At 64.5% G+C, this 14,577-nt stretch carries 15 protein-coding genes, 1 pseudogene and 1 riboswitch; of the genes and pseudogenes, 9 read left to right on the top strand and 7 right to left on the bottom strand.

The window, feature by feature from the left end:
* Positions 1-222: 222 nt before the first annotated feature.
* Positions 223-1,905, bottom strand: a complete 1,683-nt coding sequence (locus ABZO33_RS09235) for a fatty acid--CoA ligase (RefSeq protein ID WP_414535803.1) — start codon at positions 1,903-1,905, stop codon at positions 223-225.
* A gap of 190 nt (positions 1,906-2,095) precedes the next feature.
* Between ABZO33_RS09235 and ABZO33_RS09230 the strand changes: the two genes are divergently transcribed.
* The 3 genes from ABZO33_RS09230 to ABZO33_RS09220 all read left to right on the top strand — a co-directional run bounded on the left by ABZO33_RS09230 (position 2,096) and on the right by ABZO33_RS09220 (position 4,939).
* Positions 2,096-3,061, top strand: coding sequence for a 2-hydroxyacid dehydrogenase (locus ABZO33_RS09230; protein ID WP_414535802.1), 966 nt, complete (start codon positions 2,096-2,098; stop codon positions 3,059-3,061).
* Positions 3,062-3,105: 44 nt separating this feature from the next.
* Positions 3,106-4,104, top strand: a complete 999-nt coding sequence (locus ABZO33_RS09225) for a methyltransferase (protein WP_414535801.1) — start codon at positions 3,106-3,108, stop codon at positions 4,102-4,104.
* Between the two features lie 39 nt (positions 4,105-4,143).
* Positions 4,144-4,263, top strand: a riboswitch (yybP-ykoY riboswitch).
* A 91-nt stretch (positions 4,264-4,354) separates the two neighbouring features.
* A complete protein-coding gene (locus tag ABZO33_RS09220; protein WP_172670939.1) occupies positions 4,355-4,939 on the top strand; it encodes a TMEM165/GDT1 family protein in 585 nt (194 codons plus the stop codon).
* Between the two features lie 96 nt (positions 4,940-5,035).
* On the opposite strand, the gene ABZO33_RS09215 is transcribed toward ABZO33_RS09220, so the two are convergent.
* Positions 5,036-5,851: a M48 family metallopeptidase gene (locus tag ABZO33_RS09215; RefSeq protein ID WP_414535800.1), complete on the bottom strand. Its 816-nt coding sequence runs from the start codon at positions 5,849-5,851 to the stop codon at positions 5,036-5,038.
* Between the two features lie 152 nt (positions 5,852-6,003).
* Here ABZO33_RS09215 and ABZO33_RS09210 point away from each other — a divergent pair.
* A pseudogene (locus ABZO33_RS09210) lies at positions 6,004-7,290 on the top strand (HAMP domain-containing protein); the annotation flags it as partial.
* 12 nt (positions 7,291-7,302) lie between these two features.
* Positions 7,303-8,145 (top strand): methyl-accepting chemotaxis protein, encoded by an 843-nt coding sequence (locus tag ABZO33_RS09205; protein WP_371919247.1) that lies wholly within the window; start codon positions 7,303-7,305, stop codon positions 8,143-8,145.
* A gap of 107 nt (positions 8,146-8,252) precedes the next feature.
* Here ABZO33_RS09205 and ABZO33_RS09200 read toward each other — a convergent pair whose 3' ends face one another.
* From ABZO33_RS09200 to ABZO33_RS09190, 3 genes are read right to left on the bottom strand one after another with little or no spacing between them, the layout of a single operon-like run.
* Entirely contained in the window at positions 8,253-8,873 is a 621-nt protein-coding gene (locus tag ABZO33_RS09200) for an SOS response-associated peptidase (RefSeq protein WP_414535799.1), read from the bottom strand.
* Positions 8,874-8,888: 15 nt separating this feature from the next.
* A complete protein-coding gene (locus ABZO33_RS09195) occupies positions 8,889-9,149 on the bottom strand; it encodes a putative signal transducing protein (protein WP_414535798.1) in 261 nt (86 codons plus the stop codon).
* Positions 9,149-9,331 (bottom strand): CPXCG motif-containing cysteine-rich protein, encoded by a 183-nt coding sequence (locus tag ABZO33_RS09190; protein ID WP_414535797.1) that lies wholly within the window; start codon positions 9,329-9,331, stop codon positions 9,149-9,151. Before ABZO33_RS09190 ends, ABZO33_RS09195 begins: the two co-directional genes overlap by 1 nt.
* A gap of 125 nt (positions 9,332-9,456) precedes the next feature.
* Between ABZO33_RS09190 and ABZO33_RS09185 the strand changes: the two genes are divergently transcribed.
* The gene (locus ABZO33_RS09185) at positions 9,457-10,623 is read left to right on the top strand and encodes a 1-acyl-sn-glycerol-3-phosphate acyltransferase (protein ID WP_414535796.1); all 1,167 of its coding nucleotides are present in this window, start codon (positions 9,457-9,459) and stop codon (positions 10,621-10,623) included.
* 116 nt (positions 10,624-10,739) lie between these two features.
* Here the strand turns inward: ABZO33_RS09185 and ABZO33_RS09180 are convergent, their stop codons facing one another.
* Positions 10,740-11,000, bottom strand: a complete 261-nt coding sequence (locus tag ABZO33_RS09180) for a hypothetical protein (protein ID WP_217868375.1) — start codon at positions 10,998-11,000, stop codon at positions 10,740-10,742.
* Between the two features lie 158 nt (positions 11,001-11,158).
* Here ABZO33_RS09180 and ABZO33_RS09175 point away from each other — a divergent pair, with 158 nt between their 5' ends.
* The gene (locus ABZO33_RS09175; protein ID WP_046857121.1) at positions 11,159-11,365 is read left to right on the top strand and encodes a hypothetical protein; all 207 of its coding nucleotides are present in this window, start codon (positions 11,159-11,161) and stop codon (positions 11,363-11,365) included.
* Positions 11,366-11,444: 79 nt separating this feature from the next.
* Here the strand turns inward: ABZO33_RS09175 and ABZO33_RS09170 are convergent, their stop codons facing one another.
* Positions 11,445-12,029 (bottom strand): YajG family lipoprotein, encoded by a 585-nt coding sequence (locus ABZO33_RS09170; protein WP_023630961.1) that lies wholly within the window; start codon positions 12,027-12,029, stop codon positions 11,445-11,447.
* 143 nt (positions 12,030-12,172) lie between these two features.
* Here ABZO33_RS09170 and ABZO33_RS09165 point away from each other — a divergent pair, with 143 nt between their 5' ends.
* Both ABZO33_RS09165 and mqo read left to right on the top strand, forming a co-directional pair.
* A complete protein-coding gene (locus tag ABZO33_RS09165; protein ID WP_414535795.1) occupies positions 12,173-12,406 on the top strand; it encodes a hypothetical protein in 234 nt (77 codons plus the stop codon).
* Positions 12,407-13,011: 605 nt separating this feature from the next.
* Positions 13,012-14,517, top strand: a complete 1,506-nt coding sequence (gene mqo / locus ABZO33_RS09160) for a malate dehydrogenase (quinone) (protein ID WP_414535794.1) — start codon at positions 13,012-13,014, stop codon at positions 14,515-14,517.
* Positions 14,518-14,577: the final 60 nt, after the last annotated feature.

Here is a 14,577-nt window from a genome sequence, read left to right as displayed (position 1 = left end):
CGCCCTCCCCCATTCCTGAAAATCCCCTGACCCGACTATAGCCAGCGGTCACAGGTGCTTGATCCCTCTAAAGTGTGATTTGCGCGTCCTGCTTGCGGCCCACCCCGATCGGCCGGCCTGCGCGCTGGCAGTGCTCAAGCATGGCTCAATTCTGCTGTTTGACAAGGCGGCATCCTGTCTAGTCTGCGGGGTCGCGCTGAAAAAGCGCGACCCGCGCCTGGGTTACAGGGTGGAAAGGAAAGCGCTGTTACTGGCCTGCCACTGGCTGATGTCCACGCGGATGCGCTTCTTGTCGAGCTTGCCGACGCTGGTCTTGGGAATTTCAGTAACAAGGGCGATCTGGCTGGGAATCGCCCACTTGTTGATGTGCCCCTGCTCGACGAAAGGCTTGAGGTGCTCCTTGAGCGCACGTGCATCGATAGTCTGCCCCTCGCGCACCACCAGCAACGCGAACGGGCGCTCGCCCCACTGCGGATCGGGCACCCCGACCACCGCGACCTCGCGCACCGCCGGGTGGCGGCTGACCAGGTCTTCGAGATCGAGCGAGGAGATCCATTCGCCACCGGTCTTGATCACATCCTTGATGCGGTCACGGATATCGATGAAACCCATGCCATCGAGCGTGGCGACATCGCCAGTGTGCAGCCAGCCACCCTGCCAGAGTTCCTCGCCCTTCTCCGGCTCGCGGAAGTAGCCCATGGTCAGCCAGGGCGCGCGCAGCACCAGTTCGCCCTGGGTTTCACCATCGGCAGGCAGGAAATTGCCATTGCCATCGACGATGGCGGCTTCGACCAAGGGCACCGGCACGCCAGCCTTGATCCGGTAGCTGGTGCGCTCATCTTCGCTGCCGGCCTGCAACTCGTCGTTCAGGTGCGCGGCGCTGATCAGCGGGCAGGTTTCGGACATGCCGTAGGCGGCAGTGAGCTGGATACCCCGGGCCAGTGCGGCCTGGTAGAGGGCGCGGTTGAGCGCGCTGCCGCCGATGATGATCTTCCAGCCACCAAAATCCTGGCCGGCTGCCGACGGGCAGTTGAGCAGCATCTGCAGGATGGTCGGCACGCAGTGGGAGAAGGTCACCTTCTCCTCACGCCACAGCTTGATCAGCATGTCAGGCTCGTAGCGCCCCGGGTAGACCTGCTTGATCCCCATCATGGTCGCCGCGTAGGGGATGCCCCAGGCATGCACATGGAACATCGGCGTGATCGGCATGTAGACATCGTTGCTGCTCAGCAGCCTCACGCTGTCCAGGCTGCCGAGCACCGAGGTTTCGGCCAGCGTGTGCAACACCAGCTGGCGATGGGTGAAGTAGACGCCTTTGGGGTTGCCCGTGGTGCCGGTGGTGTAGAAGGTGGTGGCCACCGAGTTTTCATCGAAATCGGGGAAGTCATAATGCGGGTTGGCGGCGGCCAGCAGTTGTTCGTACTCACCCACCAGGTTCGGCAGGTCGGCGCTCTTGTCGGGGCCGTCGGTCAGCAGCAAGGTCTTGTCGACTGTGGTCAGCTGGCCGGCTATGGCCTGGTAAAGGCCGATGAAATCACTGTTGACCAGCACGAAGCGGTCTTCGGCGTGGTTCATGGTGTAGAGGATCTGCTCAGGCGACAGACGCACGTTGATGGTATGCACCACCGCGCCGATCATCGGGATGGCGAACATGCATTCCAGGTAACGGTGGCTGTCCCAGTCCATCACCGCCACGGTGTCACCGGCCTTCACCCCAGCCGCGGTCAATACGTTGGCCAGGCGGGCGATACGCTCGTTGATCTGCGGGTAAGTCAGGCGGATCTGGTCGCGGTAGACGATCTCGCGGGTCTTCTCGTAGCGGCTGCCGGACATCAGCAGGCGCTTGATCAGCAGCGGGTATTCGTAGGCGCCCTCGGCGGGCTTGATGATGCGCGTCTGCAACATGGGTATCCCTTTTCTTCAAAGCGGGCAGGACAGTTCAGGCAACAACTGTAGTTCGGTGACGCAGCGGTCAAATCAGCCGAAGGAATGATTTGTGCCGTGCAGGTATGAGCGCAGGCGCTACCGTTGACGAGCGGCGGCGCCGGGCCGGACACTGCGCCGACCCCATCCTGCCCTGCCACCGGAGCCCCTGATGTCCAGCCCACGTCGCGCCGTGTTTCTCGATCACCAGTCACTGGACCTGGGTGACCTCGACCTTTCGCCCCTGCATGCCCAGTTCGACGCGTTGCAACTGCATGCCACGACCCGCCCGGAGCAGGTCGCCGAACGCCTGCAAGGTGCCGTGGCCGTCATCAGCAACAAAGTGATGCTCGATGCCGCCACGCTCGCCGCCAACCCGCAACTCAAGCTAATCCTGGTGGCCGCCACCGGCACCAACAATGTCGACCTGGCCGCCGCCCGGGCCCAAGGCATCACCGTGAGCAACTGCCAGGGCTACGGCACGCCGTCCGTGGCCCAGCACACCTTGGCCCTGCTGCTGGCCCTGGCTACGCGCCTGTGCGACTACGACCAGGCGGTGAAGGCCGGGCAATGGGCCAAGGCCAGCCAGTTCTGCCTGCTGGATTTCCCCATCGTCGAGTTGGAGGGCAAGACCCTCGGCCTGCTCGGCCACGGCGAACTGGGCGGCGCAGTGGCGCGCCTGGCCGAGGCCTTCGGCATGCGCGTGCTGAGCGGGCAGATCCCCGGTCGGCCACCCCGGGCCGATCGCCTGCCACTGCACGAACTGCTGCCACAGGTCGATGCCCTGACCCTGCACTGCCCGCTCAACGAGCAGACCCGGCACATGATCGGCGCCCACGAGCTGGCGCTGCTCAAACCCGGTGCGCTGGTGGTCAACACCGCCCGCGGCGGGCTGATCGACGAGCAGGCCCTGGCCGATACCCTGCGCGCGGGCCATCTGGGCGGCGCGGCCACCGATGTGCTCAGCGTCGAGCCGCCGGTCAACGGCAACCCGCTGCTGGCGGCGGATATCCCGCGTCTGATCATCACCCCGCACAGTGCCTGGGGCGCGGTGGAGTCGCGCCAGCGCATCGTCGGCCAGCTGGCCGAGAACGCCCAGGCCTACTTCGCCGGGCAGCCGCGGCGCGTGGTCGGCTGACCCGCCTCTGGTACACTGCGCCACTTTTTCAGGAGGCGTCGTCCATGGACCCGCGCAGTGAAGTGTTGCTCCGCCAGGCAGAGCTGTTCCAAGGCCCGCTGCTGGTCGCCGGCGCCCAGGCCGATGGCCTGCTCGGCCAGTTGCCTGGGGCCCACGGCTGGACCTGGCATGCCGGCGACCAGGCCGTGCTCGAGAGCCGCTTCGCCGGGCGCAGCCACTACGGTGTCGAGGTGCCCGAGGTAGCCTTCGACGCCGCCGTGCTGTTCCTGCCCAAGTCACGCGAGCTGGCGGCCTACCTGCTCAACGCCCTGGCCTCGCGCCTTGCCGGTCGCACGCTGTACCTGGTGGGGGAGAAACGCGGCGGCATCGAGGGCGCGGCCAAGCAATTGCAGGCCTTCGGCCGGCCGCGCAAGCTCGACAGCGCCCGCCACTGCCAGCTATGGCAGGTGACCGTGGACAACGCACCCGAGGCCAAGCCGCTGGAAAGCCTGGCCGAACGCTTCGAACTGCCACTCGAAGATGGCCCGCTGCAGGTGATCAGCCTCCCCGGTGTGTTCAGCCACGGGCGCCTGGACAAGGGCACCGCCCTGCTTCTGGAACACCTCGACGGCCTGCCGAGCGGCCATGTCCTGGACTTCGGCTGTGGCGCCGGGGTGCTCGGCGCCACGATCAAGCGTCGCTATCCGCAAAGCCAGGTCACCTTGCTCGATGTCGACGCCTTTGCGGTAGCGGCCAGTCGCCTGACCCTGGCCGCCAATGGTCTGGAAGGCGAGGTGATCAGCGGTGACGGGATCGATGCGGCCCCCACCGGTCTGGGCGTAATCCTGAGCAATCCGCCGTTCCATACCGGTGTACACACCGACTATCACGCCTCGGAAAACCTGCTGAAAAAATCCAGGGAACATCTGCGAAAAGACGGTGAAATCCGCTTGGTAGCCAACAGCTTCCTACGTTACCAGCCACTCATCGAAGGCGCCCTGGGCAACTGTGAGATCCGTGCCGAAGCACAAGGTTTTCGCATCTACCGCGCAACACGCGGATAAAAACAGGGCTTGCCGAAAGCGATTCGCCTAGGCAGAATCCGCTCCGTCCTAGGGGAGTAGTCTCCCGCGAGCACCAAGCTCGCCCGGTACGCGTCAACACACTTGGCCCACAGGCCATGGCGCGTGCGACCCACGATCTGCGCAGACAGGTCCAGGGTTTGACAAGACCTATGACACGCACACCTTACCCGGGGCGGGGAGGTCGTACGTGTCATAGCCGTGTCGACCCGCCCCCGTAGGAATCCTGATGCTGGAATCATTGCTCGTCCCCACCGCGATCGTCGCGCTCGCCGAAATCGGCGACAAGACGCAGTTGCTCGCGCTCATCCTCGCCGCCCGCTTCCGCAAGCCCTGGCCGATCATTGCCGGCATCGTCGCCGCGACACTGGCCAACCATGCCGCCGCAGGCGCGGTCGGCGCCTGGGTCAGCAGCTTCTTCACCGAGTCGGTACTGCACTGGATCCTCGCCGCGAGCTTCACCGCCACCGCGTTGTGGACCCTGGTACCGGACAAGATGGACGATGAGGAAACCAGCAATGCCCGACGGTTCGGGCCATTCGTGACCACGCTGATTGCGTTCTTCCTGGCGGAAATCGGCGATAAGACCCAAGTGGCCACAGTGATGCTGGCCGCCCAGTATCCGCACCTGATCATGGTGATCATCGGCACCACCCTGGGCATGCTGATCGCCAACGTGCCGGTGGTGCTGGCGGGCAACTTCGCGGCGGAGAAACTGCCGCTGACGCTGATCCGTCGCCTGGCGGCGACCGCGTTCATCGTGCTGGCCATCGTCGCGGTGTATTCGGCGATGAAGACCAGTGGCTGGATAGGCTGACCGTAGATGCGGGCTTGCTTTCGCTCTGAAGGTGCCGGGCTTTACACCTTCATCGCGGGGCAAGCCCGCTCCCACGCCTTAGATATCCCCGAAGGATTACTTCTTCGCCCCTTGATACAACGGCATCACCTTCGGAATCGCCGCCTGCAGCGAGGCGATTCGGCTGGTCGAGGCCGGGTGGGTACTCATGAACTCAGGCGGCGCGCCTTCGGATGCCTTGCTCATCTTGTTCCACAGGGTGATCGCGGCGTTCGGGTCATAGCCGGCACGGGCCGACAGTTCGAGGCCGATCAGGTCGGCTTCGTTCTCGTTGGCACGGCTGTTGGGGAGGGTCATGGCGTAGTTCACCACGGTGTCGGCCATGGCCATGCTGTCCTGCCCCAGGCCGAAGATCGCACCCGCGCCCTGGCGGGCCATTTCCACGCCGTAGGCCTTGGACATCGCTTCACGGCTGTGCTCGCGCAGGGCGTGGGCGATTTCATGGCCCACTACCGCGGCGATCTCGGCGTCGGTCAGTTGCAGCTGATCGATCAGCCCGGTGTAGACGATGATCTTGCCGCCCGGGCCGCAGTTGGCATTGAGCTCGTCACTCTTGATCACGTTGACTTCCCAGTTCCACTGCGCGGCATCCGGCCGGAACTGTGGCGCCTGGGCGATCAGGCGCTTGGCGATGGCCTGCACGCGCTTGGCATCATTGCTGCTCTTGTCCAGCACGCCCTTGCTCGACGCCTCGCCGAGGGTCTGCTGGTAGGACTGGGCATACATCTTGTTGACCTCATCGGTCGAAAGCATGCTGAACATGTATTGCTGGCGCTGGACGCCCACGGCACCACCACTGGTGGTATTGACCGCCTGGCAGCCGCCAAGCAGGACGCCGACCGTCAGCATGCTGACAACGAATGACTTACGCATGAAAACACTCCCTTTTTACGTGCCGCGTATCCTAGGCCCAGACGCCCGCCCCTGCCAGAGCCGCAGGTAAGATTTCTGACAAGGTCCTCATGCTTTGGTATTAGCCCGCCGATAACACTCGGTAACGACCTCCTTGCGCGCGGAGCTTTGCCATGAAGTTCAAGTCGATCCAGTTTTCCGTGGCCGCCCTGGCCGGTGCCATCGTGCTGAGCATTGTCGCGGCCCTGGTGCTGTACGCCGTCTACTCCGGGCAACGCACCCAGGCCCTGGTGCAACAGCGCACCCAGCAACAGTTCGAAAACGTCATCGAGCAGCGCCTCACCGCCCTGGCGCGCACCCAGGTCAGCGAGATCCAGCGCGGCCTCGAAGCCCCGCTGGCGATCGCCCGCAGCCTGGCCACCGGCAACGCCATGCTTGGCATGCAGGCTGCCGACGGCCAGCCGCTGATGCGGGTCGACCGCGAGCACCTGATCAACCAGCTCAAGCGCACCGTGGAGGTCAACCCGAGCGTGCTCGGCGCTTACCTTGGCTGGGAGCCGAACGCCCTCGACCACGCCGATGCCCGCTACGTCGGCAGCAGCCTGGTGGGTATCGACAGCGCCAACGGCCGCTTCCTGCCCTGGTGGTTCCGCAATGGCGATGGCAGCCTTGGCCAGGACAAGCTGGCCGATGTCGACGACCGCACGGTACTCGCCACTGGCGTGCGCGCCAGCGAGTACTACCTGTGCCCCAAGGAGTCGAAGAAGGCCTGCGTGATCGACCCCGCGCCTTATAAAGTGGGCGACAAGATGGTCATGCTGGCGTCGTTCGTCGAACCGATCATGGTCGATGGCCAGTTCCAGGGCATGGCCGGTGCCGACCTGTCGGTGAACTTCATCCAGGACCTGCTCAACGCCGCCGATCACCAGCTGTACGACGGCGCCGGCGAGCTGGCGCTGGTTTCCAGCAACGGCCGCCTGGTGGCCTATACCCGTGACCCGGCGAAATTCGGCGAGAAGGCCAGCGACGTGCTGGACAGCGACGAAGCCGGCACCCTCAGCAACCTGAGCGGCGAAACCCTGCACTACGAAGTGGACGCCGGCAAGGATCGCATCGAGCTGTACCTGCCGTTCAAGGTCGCCAACACCGATGCGCGCTGGACACTGCTGCTGGAGCTGCCGTTGAGCGCCGTGATGGCGGAGGTCAACCAGTTGCAGCAGGACCTGGGCGAGCAACGTCGTACCGATATCACTGGCATGACCCTTGTAGGCCTCGGCATCGCCGCCCTTGGCCTGCTGGTGATCTGGCTGCTGGCCCTGGGCATCGCCCGTCCGCTCAAGCAGATGGTGGCGATGCTCGACGACATCGCCCAGGGCGAAGGCGACCTGACCCGTCGCCTGCACAGCGACCGCGCCGACGAACTGGGTGCCATCGCCAAGGGCTTCAATACCTTCCTGGCCAAGTTGCAGGCCATGATCAGCCAGGTGGTGGGTTCGGTGCAGAAGGTCAGCGACTCGTCCGAGCACACCGCCGACATCGCCATCCGCACCAACCAGGGCGTGCACAAACAGATGGCCGAGATCGACCAGGTGGCCACCGCGGTACATGAAATGACCGCGACCGCCCAGGACGTGGCGCGCAACGCCACGCAAGCGGCCCAGGCCGCCAGCGCGGCCGACCGCGCCGCCAACCAGGGCCTGGAGATCGTGCGCGACACCTCCAGCGCCATCAGCGCCCTGGCCAGCGAGATCGGCCGCGCAGTCACCGTGGTCCAGGACCTGGCCCGCGACAGCGAAAACATCAATGCCATCCTCGTGGCCATCCGCGCCATTGCCGAGCAGACCAACCTGCTGGCGCTCAACGCCGCCATCGAGGCCGCCCGCGCCGGCGAGCAGGGCCGTGGCTTCGCCGTGGTCGCCGACGAGGTGCGCAACCTGGCGCAGAAGACCCAGCAGGCCACCGAAGAAATCCAGCAGATGATCCAGCAGTTGCAGCAAGGCACCCGCGAAGTGGTCAAGGTGATGGAAGACAGCCAGGGCAAGACCGACGACAGCGTGCTGCAGGCCAGCCGTGCCGCCGAGGCGCTGGAAAGCATCACCCAGGCGGTGTCGGTGATCAACGACATGAACACTCAGATCGCCAGCGCCGCCGAGGAACAGAGTGCCGTGGCCGAGGACATCAACCGCAACGTGATCAACATTGGTCAGGTGGCCGGCGAAGTGGCCGGCGGTGCCGACGAGTCGAGCCAGGCCAGCGCCGAGCTGACCAAGCTGGCGGAGCAGCAGCGCCGCCTGATCAACCAATTCAGGGTGTAGGTATCAAAAGGGGCGGGGGTGTGGGAGCGGGCTTGCCCCGCGATACGATCCTCGCCCCACCACCGCCATCGCGGGGCAAGCCCGCTCCCACCAGAAAAGCTGTTTGCTCACGCCGGTGTCAGGCACTCCGGCCCATCGAGCTTCGGGTCGTTGACGAAATGCGCCAGCGCTCGCTCACGCAGTGCCGTCGGCGGCTTGGCCAGCAGCTCGTGCAGTTTTGCCATCGGCGTGTCGGGGTCCAGCCACAGCGCCTGCTCGGCCTCGTCCAGAATCAGCGGCCGACGCTGGTTCATCGCCGCTTGCGTAACCACCGCACAACTCAGCCATTGTTGTTCCTGCACCGGGTAGACCTCCCACACCGCGGCGAAGAACAGCGACGCGCCCTCCCCCGGCGTTACCCAGTACGGGCGCTTGCGCGCCGTGCCGCGCCATTCGTAGAAACCGTTGGCGGGCATCAGGCAACGCCGCTGGCGCAGGGGCTCGCGGAACATCGGCTGCTCGGCGAGGGTTTCGGCACGGGCCTGTGCCGGTGTGCGGGAGAGGTCGGTGAGCCAGGCCGGGGTCAGCCCCCAGCGAGCGCTGGCCAGCTGCAAATGGCCGTCGAGCTGGCGCTGGATCAGCACCGTGGCACCGGGCGAGATGTTCCATTGGGCCCGCTGGCCCGGGGGGAAGCCCGGCAGGCCGGCGAAGCTCTGGGACCAACGAAACAGGGCATAGCGTCCACACATGGGCGAAATCAAAACCTAGCAGATCAGGGTTCCGGGATAACTCTCCGGTTCGTCGCCGACAAGCGGCTGGGCGGCATTGTACTCATCGATCAGCTGCCGTGCGTACCCGGCCTGCTCGTCGGGCACCGCCAGGCCGAGCAAGCCGTGCATCGGCAACTCGCCCACAGCGCCCATCAGGTCGCGCCCGACCAGGTGCACCTCGATGCCTTCACTGGCCAGCATGCCCACCAGCACCTGGGCTTCCAGCAGGCTTTCCGGTTCATAGATTCGCCGCATCAGTCGTTCTCACCGTAGACATCCAGCATCCACTCCTCACCATGGACCTGCAGCACGAAGCGAATGGGCTTGCAGCACACCTGGCAGTCCTCGATGTACTGCTGGTCGCCGCCGGACAAGTCCACCGTGGTTTCGACTTCCTCGCCACAATAAGGGCAATCGTAGAGCGCAGTTTCCAGCATCGCGGCCTCCGGAGTGACTTGTGCGTATAATTGCCGGTCTGTTTACAGGGCCTGTGTGCGTCCGAGCCGTTTTTCGGAGCCCGCCCCTACCTAATTACCCTAGCCGTTTCCAACAAGAGAGCATGATGGGCGAATTCGATGCCATCCGACCGTACGACGACGCTGAGGTCCCTGCCGTTCTGGCACGCCTGCTCAGCGACCCGGCATTCCTCGATATCCTCACCCACTTCCGCTTTCCGCGCGCGGCGGGTGCCTTCGGCTGGCTGCTCAAACCGCTGATCGCCCGGCGCCTGCGCAAGGAATTTGCCGGCGTGACCTGCGTGTCCACGCTGCAGGACAAGGTCGAGTACTACGTCGACCGCACCATCGACCGCGCCACCGACGGCGTCACCTACAGCGGCGTCGAACAGCTCAAGTCCGGTACCGCCTACCTGTTCCTGGCCAACCACCGCGACATCGTGATGGACCCGGCCTTCGTCAACTACGCGGTGTACCACGCCGGCCTGCCGACACCGCGCATCGCCATCGGCGACAACCTGCTGCAAAAGCCGTTCGTCAGCGACATGATGCGCCTGAACAAGAGCTTCATCGTGCACCGTTCGATCAGCGGCCGCCGCGAAAAACTGGCCGCCTATCAACTGCTCTCGGCCTACATCAACCACTCGATCCGCAACGATGGCGCGTCGATCTGGATTGCCCAGGCCGAAGGCCGCGCCAAGGACGGTGACGACCGCACCGATTCGGCGATCCTGAAAATGTTTCACATGAGCCGCAAGGACGAACCGTTCGGCGCGGTGATCCAGAGCCTGAACCTGATCCCCGTGTCGATCAGCTACGAGTACGACCCCTGCGACCAGGCCAAGGCCCGCGAGCTGTACATCCGCGCCACCACCGGCACCTACAAGAAGGCGCCAGGCGAGGACGACAACAGCATCGCCCAGGGCATCACCGGCTACAAAGGGCGGGTACACATCAACTTCGCCCCCCCGGTGACCGAGTACCACGAGGACACCAAGCAGCTGGCGCAGGCCATCGACCGGCAGATCCTCGGCGGCTACCGGCTGTTCCCGGTGCATTACCTGGCCTATGCGATGTGGGCGGAGAAGGATGCGGCACTCGAAGTGCCGAGCGCGGAAAAACTGTTCCCCGCCGATGAACTGGCCAAGGCCAAGGAAGAGTGGCAGCGCCGGCTGGACGCCTGCCCGGTCGAGCAGCAGCCGTACCTGGTGCAGCAATACGCGACGCCAGTGCGCAATCAGTATCAGGTGAAGCGTCAGCCCGCTTCAGCCTGACAATACGTTTCGTGGGAGCGGGCTTGCCCCGCGATGGTGTCAGCTCGACCGACAGCGTCGCCCAGAAGGATGCAATCGCGGGTCAAGCCCGCTCCCACGCAGCAGGCGAAACGTTTTCAGATCCAGGTACTGAACCAGGACAGCAGCAACGCCATCGCCAGGCAGCAGAAGCCTAGGATGTAGTAATAGCGCGGCACCCGCTGCTCAAGCGCATCCACCACGCCTTCATCCACTGCCAGGCTTTCCCGCGCAAGCGCCTCGCGGCGTCGGGCGCCGTGCAGCAGCAGCCCGCCGGGGCAGGTGATGAGCAACGCCAGCAGATTGATCAGCTTGGCCGGATGAGCGGCCAGGAAGCCCCAGAGCACTTGCAACGACATTACGCGACCTCGGTATCACGTGTGGCAAAGCCCGGCATTCTACCCAAGCCCACTTCAACCACCGCCACTTTGCGACCAGCTGTCATCTAATTTCATCTGTCACACGCTCGTCATCAAGACAGGCCACCCTGTCGGCCTTCAACTGACCGGAGCTTGTCATGCTGCACGCCGAAAACCAGGACCGCCTCTACCTCGTGGCCCAGAGCGACGAACAACAGGCGCTGATCGACGGCTTCGCGATCAACGTCCAGGACCGTCAGTGGCTGGTGTATTGCGCCCTGGGCGGGCATGCCCATGACGATCTGCCGGAGATCGACCCGCACACTGGCATCAGCCTGCTGGACTTTCACGTCCAGGCCGCTTGATCGGGCGCTCGAGACAGCCATGAAAAAGCCCGCTGCCTGTTTCGCAGGCAGCGGGCTTTTTTGCGCGGTAGCGGCTTGCTTACTCGCCCAGCACCTGACCGACGGTCGGGTCCTTGAACAGGCGGGTCAGGGCATCGCTGAGCACGTCACTCACCAGCTTGGTGTTGGTTTCCTGGTTCGGCGCCATGCCGAAGCGCTGGTCCAGCGACGCACCGTAACGGCCGCTGTAGCGACGGTTGGCGTTCGACACATCAGCGCGGAAGGTGGCACCGATGGTCGCCTCGGTCACGTACATCTTGTCCTTGGGCGACTGGTACTTGAGCTCGGCCAGGGTCACGGTCAACTGCGGGGCATTGCCGGCATTCGGCGTCGGGGTGAAGCCCAGCAGGCGCACCGCCGCCTCGGCCTGGGCCTGCAGCTTGGGCACCACGTCATTGCCATTGACGGTGATGGTGCTGGTCTCGGGGTACATGCCACCACGGGTGCCGAGCGACTGCGAGGCGCGCCCGTCGACGACCCTGACCACCACCGGCTGGCCGTGGCCGACCGGGGCCAACTGCTGGGTGAGCTTGGGTTGCGGGCTGAGTTGCTGCGGGCTGTGGGCACAACCGGCCAGGCTCAGGCTGGCCACCGCGAACAAACCGACCAACAGACGTTGCAACATGCGCATTTCTCCAGAAAAAGCGGCAAAGGCCCACAGTATACCTAGCGCGCCACACGCCAGCCATCGCCCGGCCCGCTTGTCACAATCGTTTCATGCCCCTGCGTTTATCCTTGCGCCAGCCCTCACACACAGGACGCCACGTCATGGCCTCGCTCTGGACCCTGCTCTTCCACCGCCCGCGCCACGCCACCTACGCCCGCCTCGACAGTGAGGGCACCTGCCTGGCCTTCAAGCACTGCACCACGCCGCCGGGCAACGGCACCTGGGTGCAGGTCAGCGAAGCGCGACTGGCCTGGCTGGGCCGCCCGCTACCGGCCAGCGCCCGGGTTTGCAACGGTGCAACGCGCCGCTGGCAGCATCGCACCCTCGCGGCCTGACAAACGCTGCAATAAAAACCCAACAAGTACGCCCTTTCCGCCCGCGACATCGTTATAATCTCCCCCCGATTATAAGGACGTCTCCTGATCGGGCCCCGCATTCGCCGCTTCAACCCGGCACCCTCGACGCTTCGCCCACAGAGAGCCTTCCACTCAGGTCTTGCATTGGCTGTCGTGCCTGCTGTTTCCGGCCGTCCGCTGCGCATGAACCTGCGGGTTGCCATCGCGCAGTCCACTTTTGAGGTTCACGACTCCAAAAGAGCGTGAAAAAACGGTTTTTCACAACTTCACGAGAGTGTGGCGAGCAAATGAACAGTCTGGCATGTGCAAGAGCGGCAGATGTGTACCGAACAGCCCTGAACAGACGGCAAAAGCGCTCATCCCTAATGAACGCCTGAGGCCGGTCCATAACGCACGACGGACCACTTGACCATAAGTCGAATTGCCGCACCCGTGGCAATGGGCGTTCAATAGCCGAACACCCAAGACTGATTGGCGGTGTCCGCGGAAGTTGCAAGAACTGCGAAGAGTCGGACATGGCGATCCTGGCCAACCCAGGGATCCTATGCTGTCAATTAGGTGCTGTAGATTGTGGAGACGCGTTAATGGCGCAGAACGAATCGGTTGATGTGGTACTGGTAGGCGCGGGCATCATGAGTGCCACCCTGGCCGTACTGCTCAAGGAGCTCGACCCGACCCTGAAGCTCGAGGTCGTCGAGGCGATGGACTCCGGAGCCGCGGAGAGTTCCAACCCCTGGAACAACGCCGGTACCGGCCATGCCGGCCTGTGCGAGCTCAATTACACCCCGCAGGCCGCCGATGGCAGCATCGACATCAAGAAGGCCGTGCACATCAACACCCAGTTCGAGGTTTCGCGCCAGTTCTGGGCCTACCTGAGCCGCAAGGGCAGCTTCGGCTCGCCGCGCGCCTTCATCAACCCGGTGCCGCACCTGAGCTACGTCGAAGGTGACAAGGGCGTCTCGTTCCTCAAGAAGCGTTTCGAGCAGCTCAAGCAGCACCACGCCTTCGCCGAGATGGAATACACCGAAGACAAGGCCGTGATGAAGGACTGGATGCCGCTGATGATGCCCGGCCGCCCGGCCGACCAGCACATCGCCGCCACCCGCGTGATGAAAGGCACCGACGTCAACTTCGGCGCCCTCACCAACAAGCTGCTCAAGCTGCTTGGCGACTCGCCGGATGCTCAGGTCAAGTACAGCAAGAAGGTCGTCGGCCTGCGCCGCAACGGCAGCGGCTGGACCGTGAGCATCAAGGACGTCAACAGCGGCGGCAGCCGTGAAGTGGACGCCCGCTTCGTCTTCCTCGGTGCCGGCGGCGCCGCCCTGCCATTGCTGCAGATTTCCGGCATCCCGGAGAGCAAAGGTTTCGGTGGTTTCCCGGTCAGCGGCCAGTGGCTGCGCTGCGACAACCCGGAAATCGTCAAGCAGCACCAGGCCAAGGTCTACAGCCAGGCCGCGGTCGGCGCCCCGCCGATGTCGGTGCCACACCTGGACACCCGGGTAGTCGATGGCAAGAAATCGCTGTTGTTCGGCCCGTACGCCGGCTTCACCACCAAGTTCCTCAAGCACGGCTCGCTCATGGACCTGCCGCTGTCGGTGCGCATGGGCAACATCGGCCCGATGCTGGCCGTGGCCCGCGACAACATGGACCTGACCAAATACCTGGTCAGCGAAGTGATGCAGTCGATGGAGCAGCGCCTGGAATCGCTGCGCCGCTTCTACCCCGAGGCGAAAGCCGAGGACTGGCGCCTGGAAGTGGCCGGCCAGCGCGTGCAGATCATCAAGAAGGATCCGAAAAAAGGCGGCATCCTGCAGTTCGGCACCGAGCTGGTTTCCGCCGAAGACGGCAGCCTGGCCGCACTGCTGGGCGCATCGCCGGGCGCCTCGGTGACCGTGTCGATCATGCTCGAGCTGATCGAGCGCTGCTTCCCAGAGCAGGCCAAGGGCGCCTGGGCCGCCAAGCTCAAGGAAATCTTCCCCGCCCGTGAGAAGACCCTGGCCACCGACGCGGCCCTGTACCACAAGATCAGCGCTGAAAACGATGTGGCGCTGGAGCTGGTTGAAAGCAGCCCGGCCAAGCATTACGCCTGATCCGGCTAAAACGAAAAAACGCCCTTCGGGGCGTTTTTTTTGTGCCTGGGCCGCGCCCGC

Source organism: Pseudomonas sp. CAM1A (assembly GCF_047501685.1).
Classification (GTDB): Bacteria; Pseudomonadota; Gammaproteobacteria; order Pseudomonadales; family Pseudomonadaceae; genus Aquipseudomonas.
Note: the sequence above shows the minus strand (reverse complement) of the source record. Positions and strands in the feature narration are given on the sequence as shown.

What these genes read in the sequence shown, in the direction of transcription:
- ABZO33_RS09190 (WP_414535797.1), bottom strand. Translation starts at nt 9,331, where the DNA reads ATGCTGGAAACTGCGCTCTACGATTGCCCTTATTGTGGCGAGGAAGTC.
- ABZO33_RS09205 (WP_371919247.1), top strand. Translation starts at nt 7,303, where the DNA reads ATGATCAGCCAGGTGGTGGGTTCGGTGCAGAAGGTCAGCGACTCGTCC.
- ABZO33_RS09215 (WP_414535800.1), bottom strand. Translation starts at nt 5,851, where the DNA reads ATGCGTAAGTCATTCGTTGTCAGCATGCTGACGGTCGGCGTCCTGCTT.
- ABZO33_RS09175 (WP_046857121.1), top strand. Translation starts at nt 11,159, where the DNA reads ATGCTGCACGCCGAAAACCAGGACCGCCTCTACCTCGTGGCCCAGAGC.
- mqo (WP_414535794.1), top strand. Translation starts at nt 13,012, where the DNA reads ATGGCGCAGAACGAATCGGTTGATGTGGTACTGGTAGGCGCGGGCATC.
- ABZO33_RS09180 (WP_217868375.1), bottom strand. Translation starts at nt 11,000, where the DNA reads ATGTCGTTGCAAGTGCTCTGGGGCTTCCTGGCCGCTCATCCGGCCAAG.
- ABZO33_RS09185 (WP_414535796.1), top strand. Translation starts at nt 9,457, where the DNA reads ATGGGCGAATTCGATGCCATCCGACCGTACGACGACGCTGAGGTCCCT.
- ABZO33_RS09165 (WP_414535795.1), top strand. Translation starts at nt 12,173, where the DNA reads ATGGCCTCGCTCTGGACCCTGCTCTTCCACCGCCCGCGCCACGCCACC.
- ABZO33_RS09235 (WP_414535803.1), bottom strand. Translation starts at nt 1,905, where the DNA reads ATGTTGCAGACGCGCATCATCAAGCCCGCCGAGGGCGCCTACGAATAC.
- ABZO33_RS09170 (WP_023630961.1), bottom strand. Translation starts at nt 12,029, where the DNA reads ATGTTGCAACGTCTGTTGGTCGGTTTGTTCGCGGTGGCCAGCCTGAGC.
- ABZO33_RS09195 (WP_414535798.1), bottom strand. Translation starts at nt 9,149, where the DNA reads ATGCGGCGAATCTATGAACCGGAAAGCCTGCTGGAAGCCCAGGTGCTG.
- ABZO33_RS09225 (WP_414535801.1), top strand. Translation starts at nt 3,106, where the DNA reads ATGGACCCGCGCAGTGAAGTGTTGCTCCGCCAGGCAGAGCTGTTCCAA.
- ABZO33_RS09230 (WP_414535802.1), top strand. Translation starts at nt 2,096, where the DNA reads ATGTCCAGCCCACGTCGCGCCGTGTTTCTCGATCACCAGTCACTGGAC.
- ABZO33_RS09200 (WP_414535799.1), bottom strand. Translation starts at nt 8,873, where the DNA reads ATGTGTGGACGCTATGCCCTGTTTCGTTGGTCCCAGAGCTTCGCCGGC.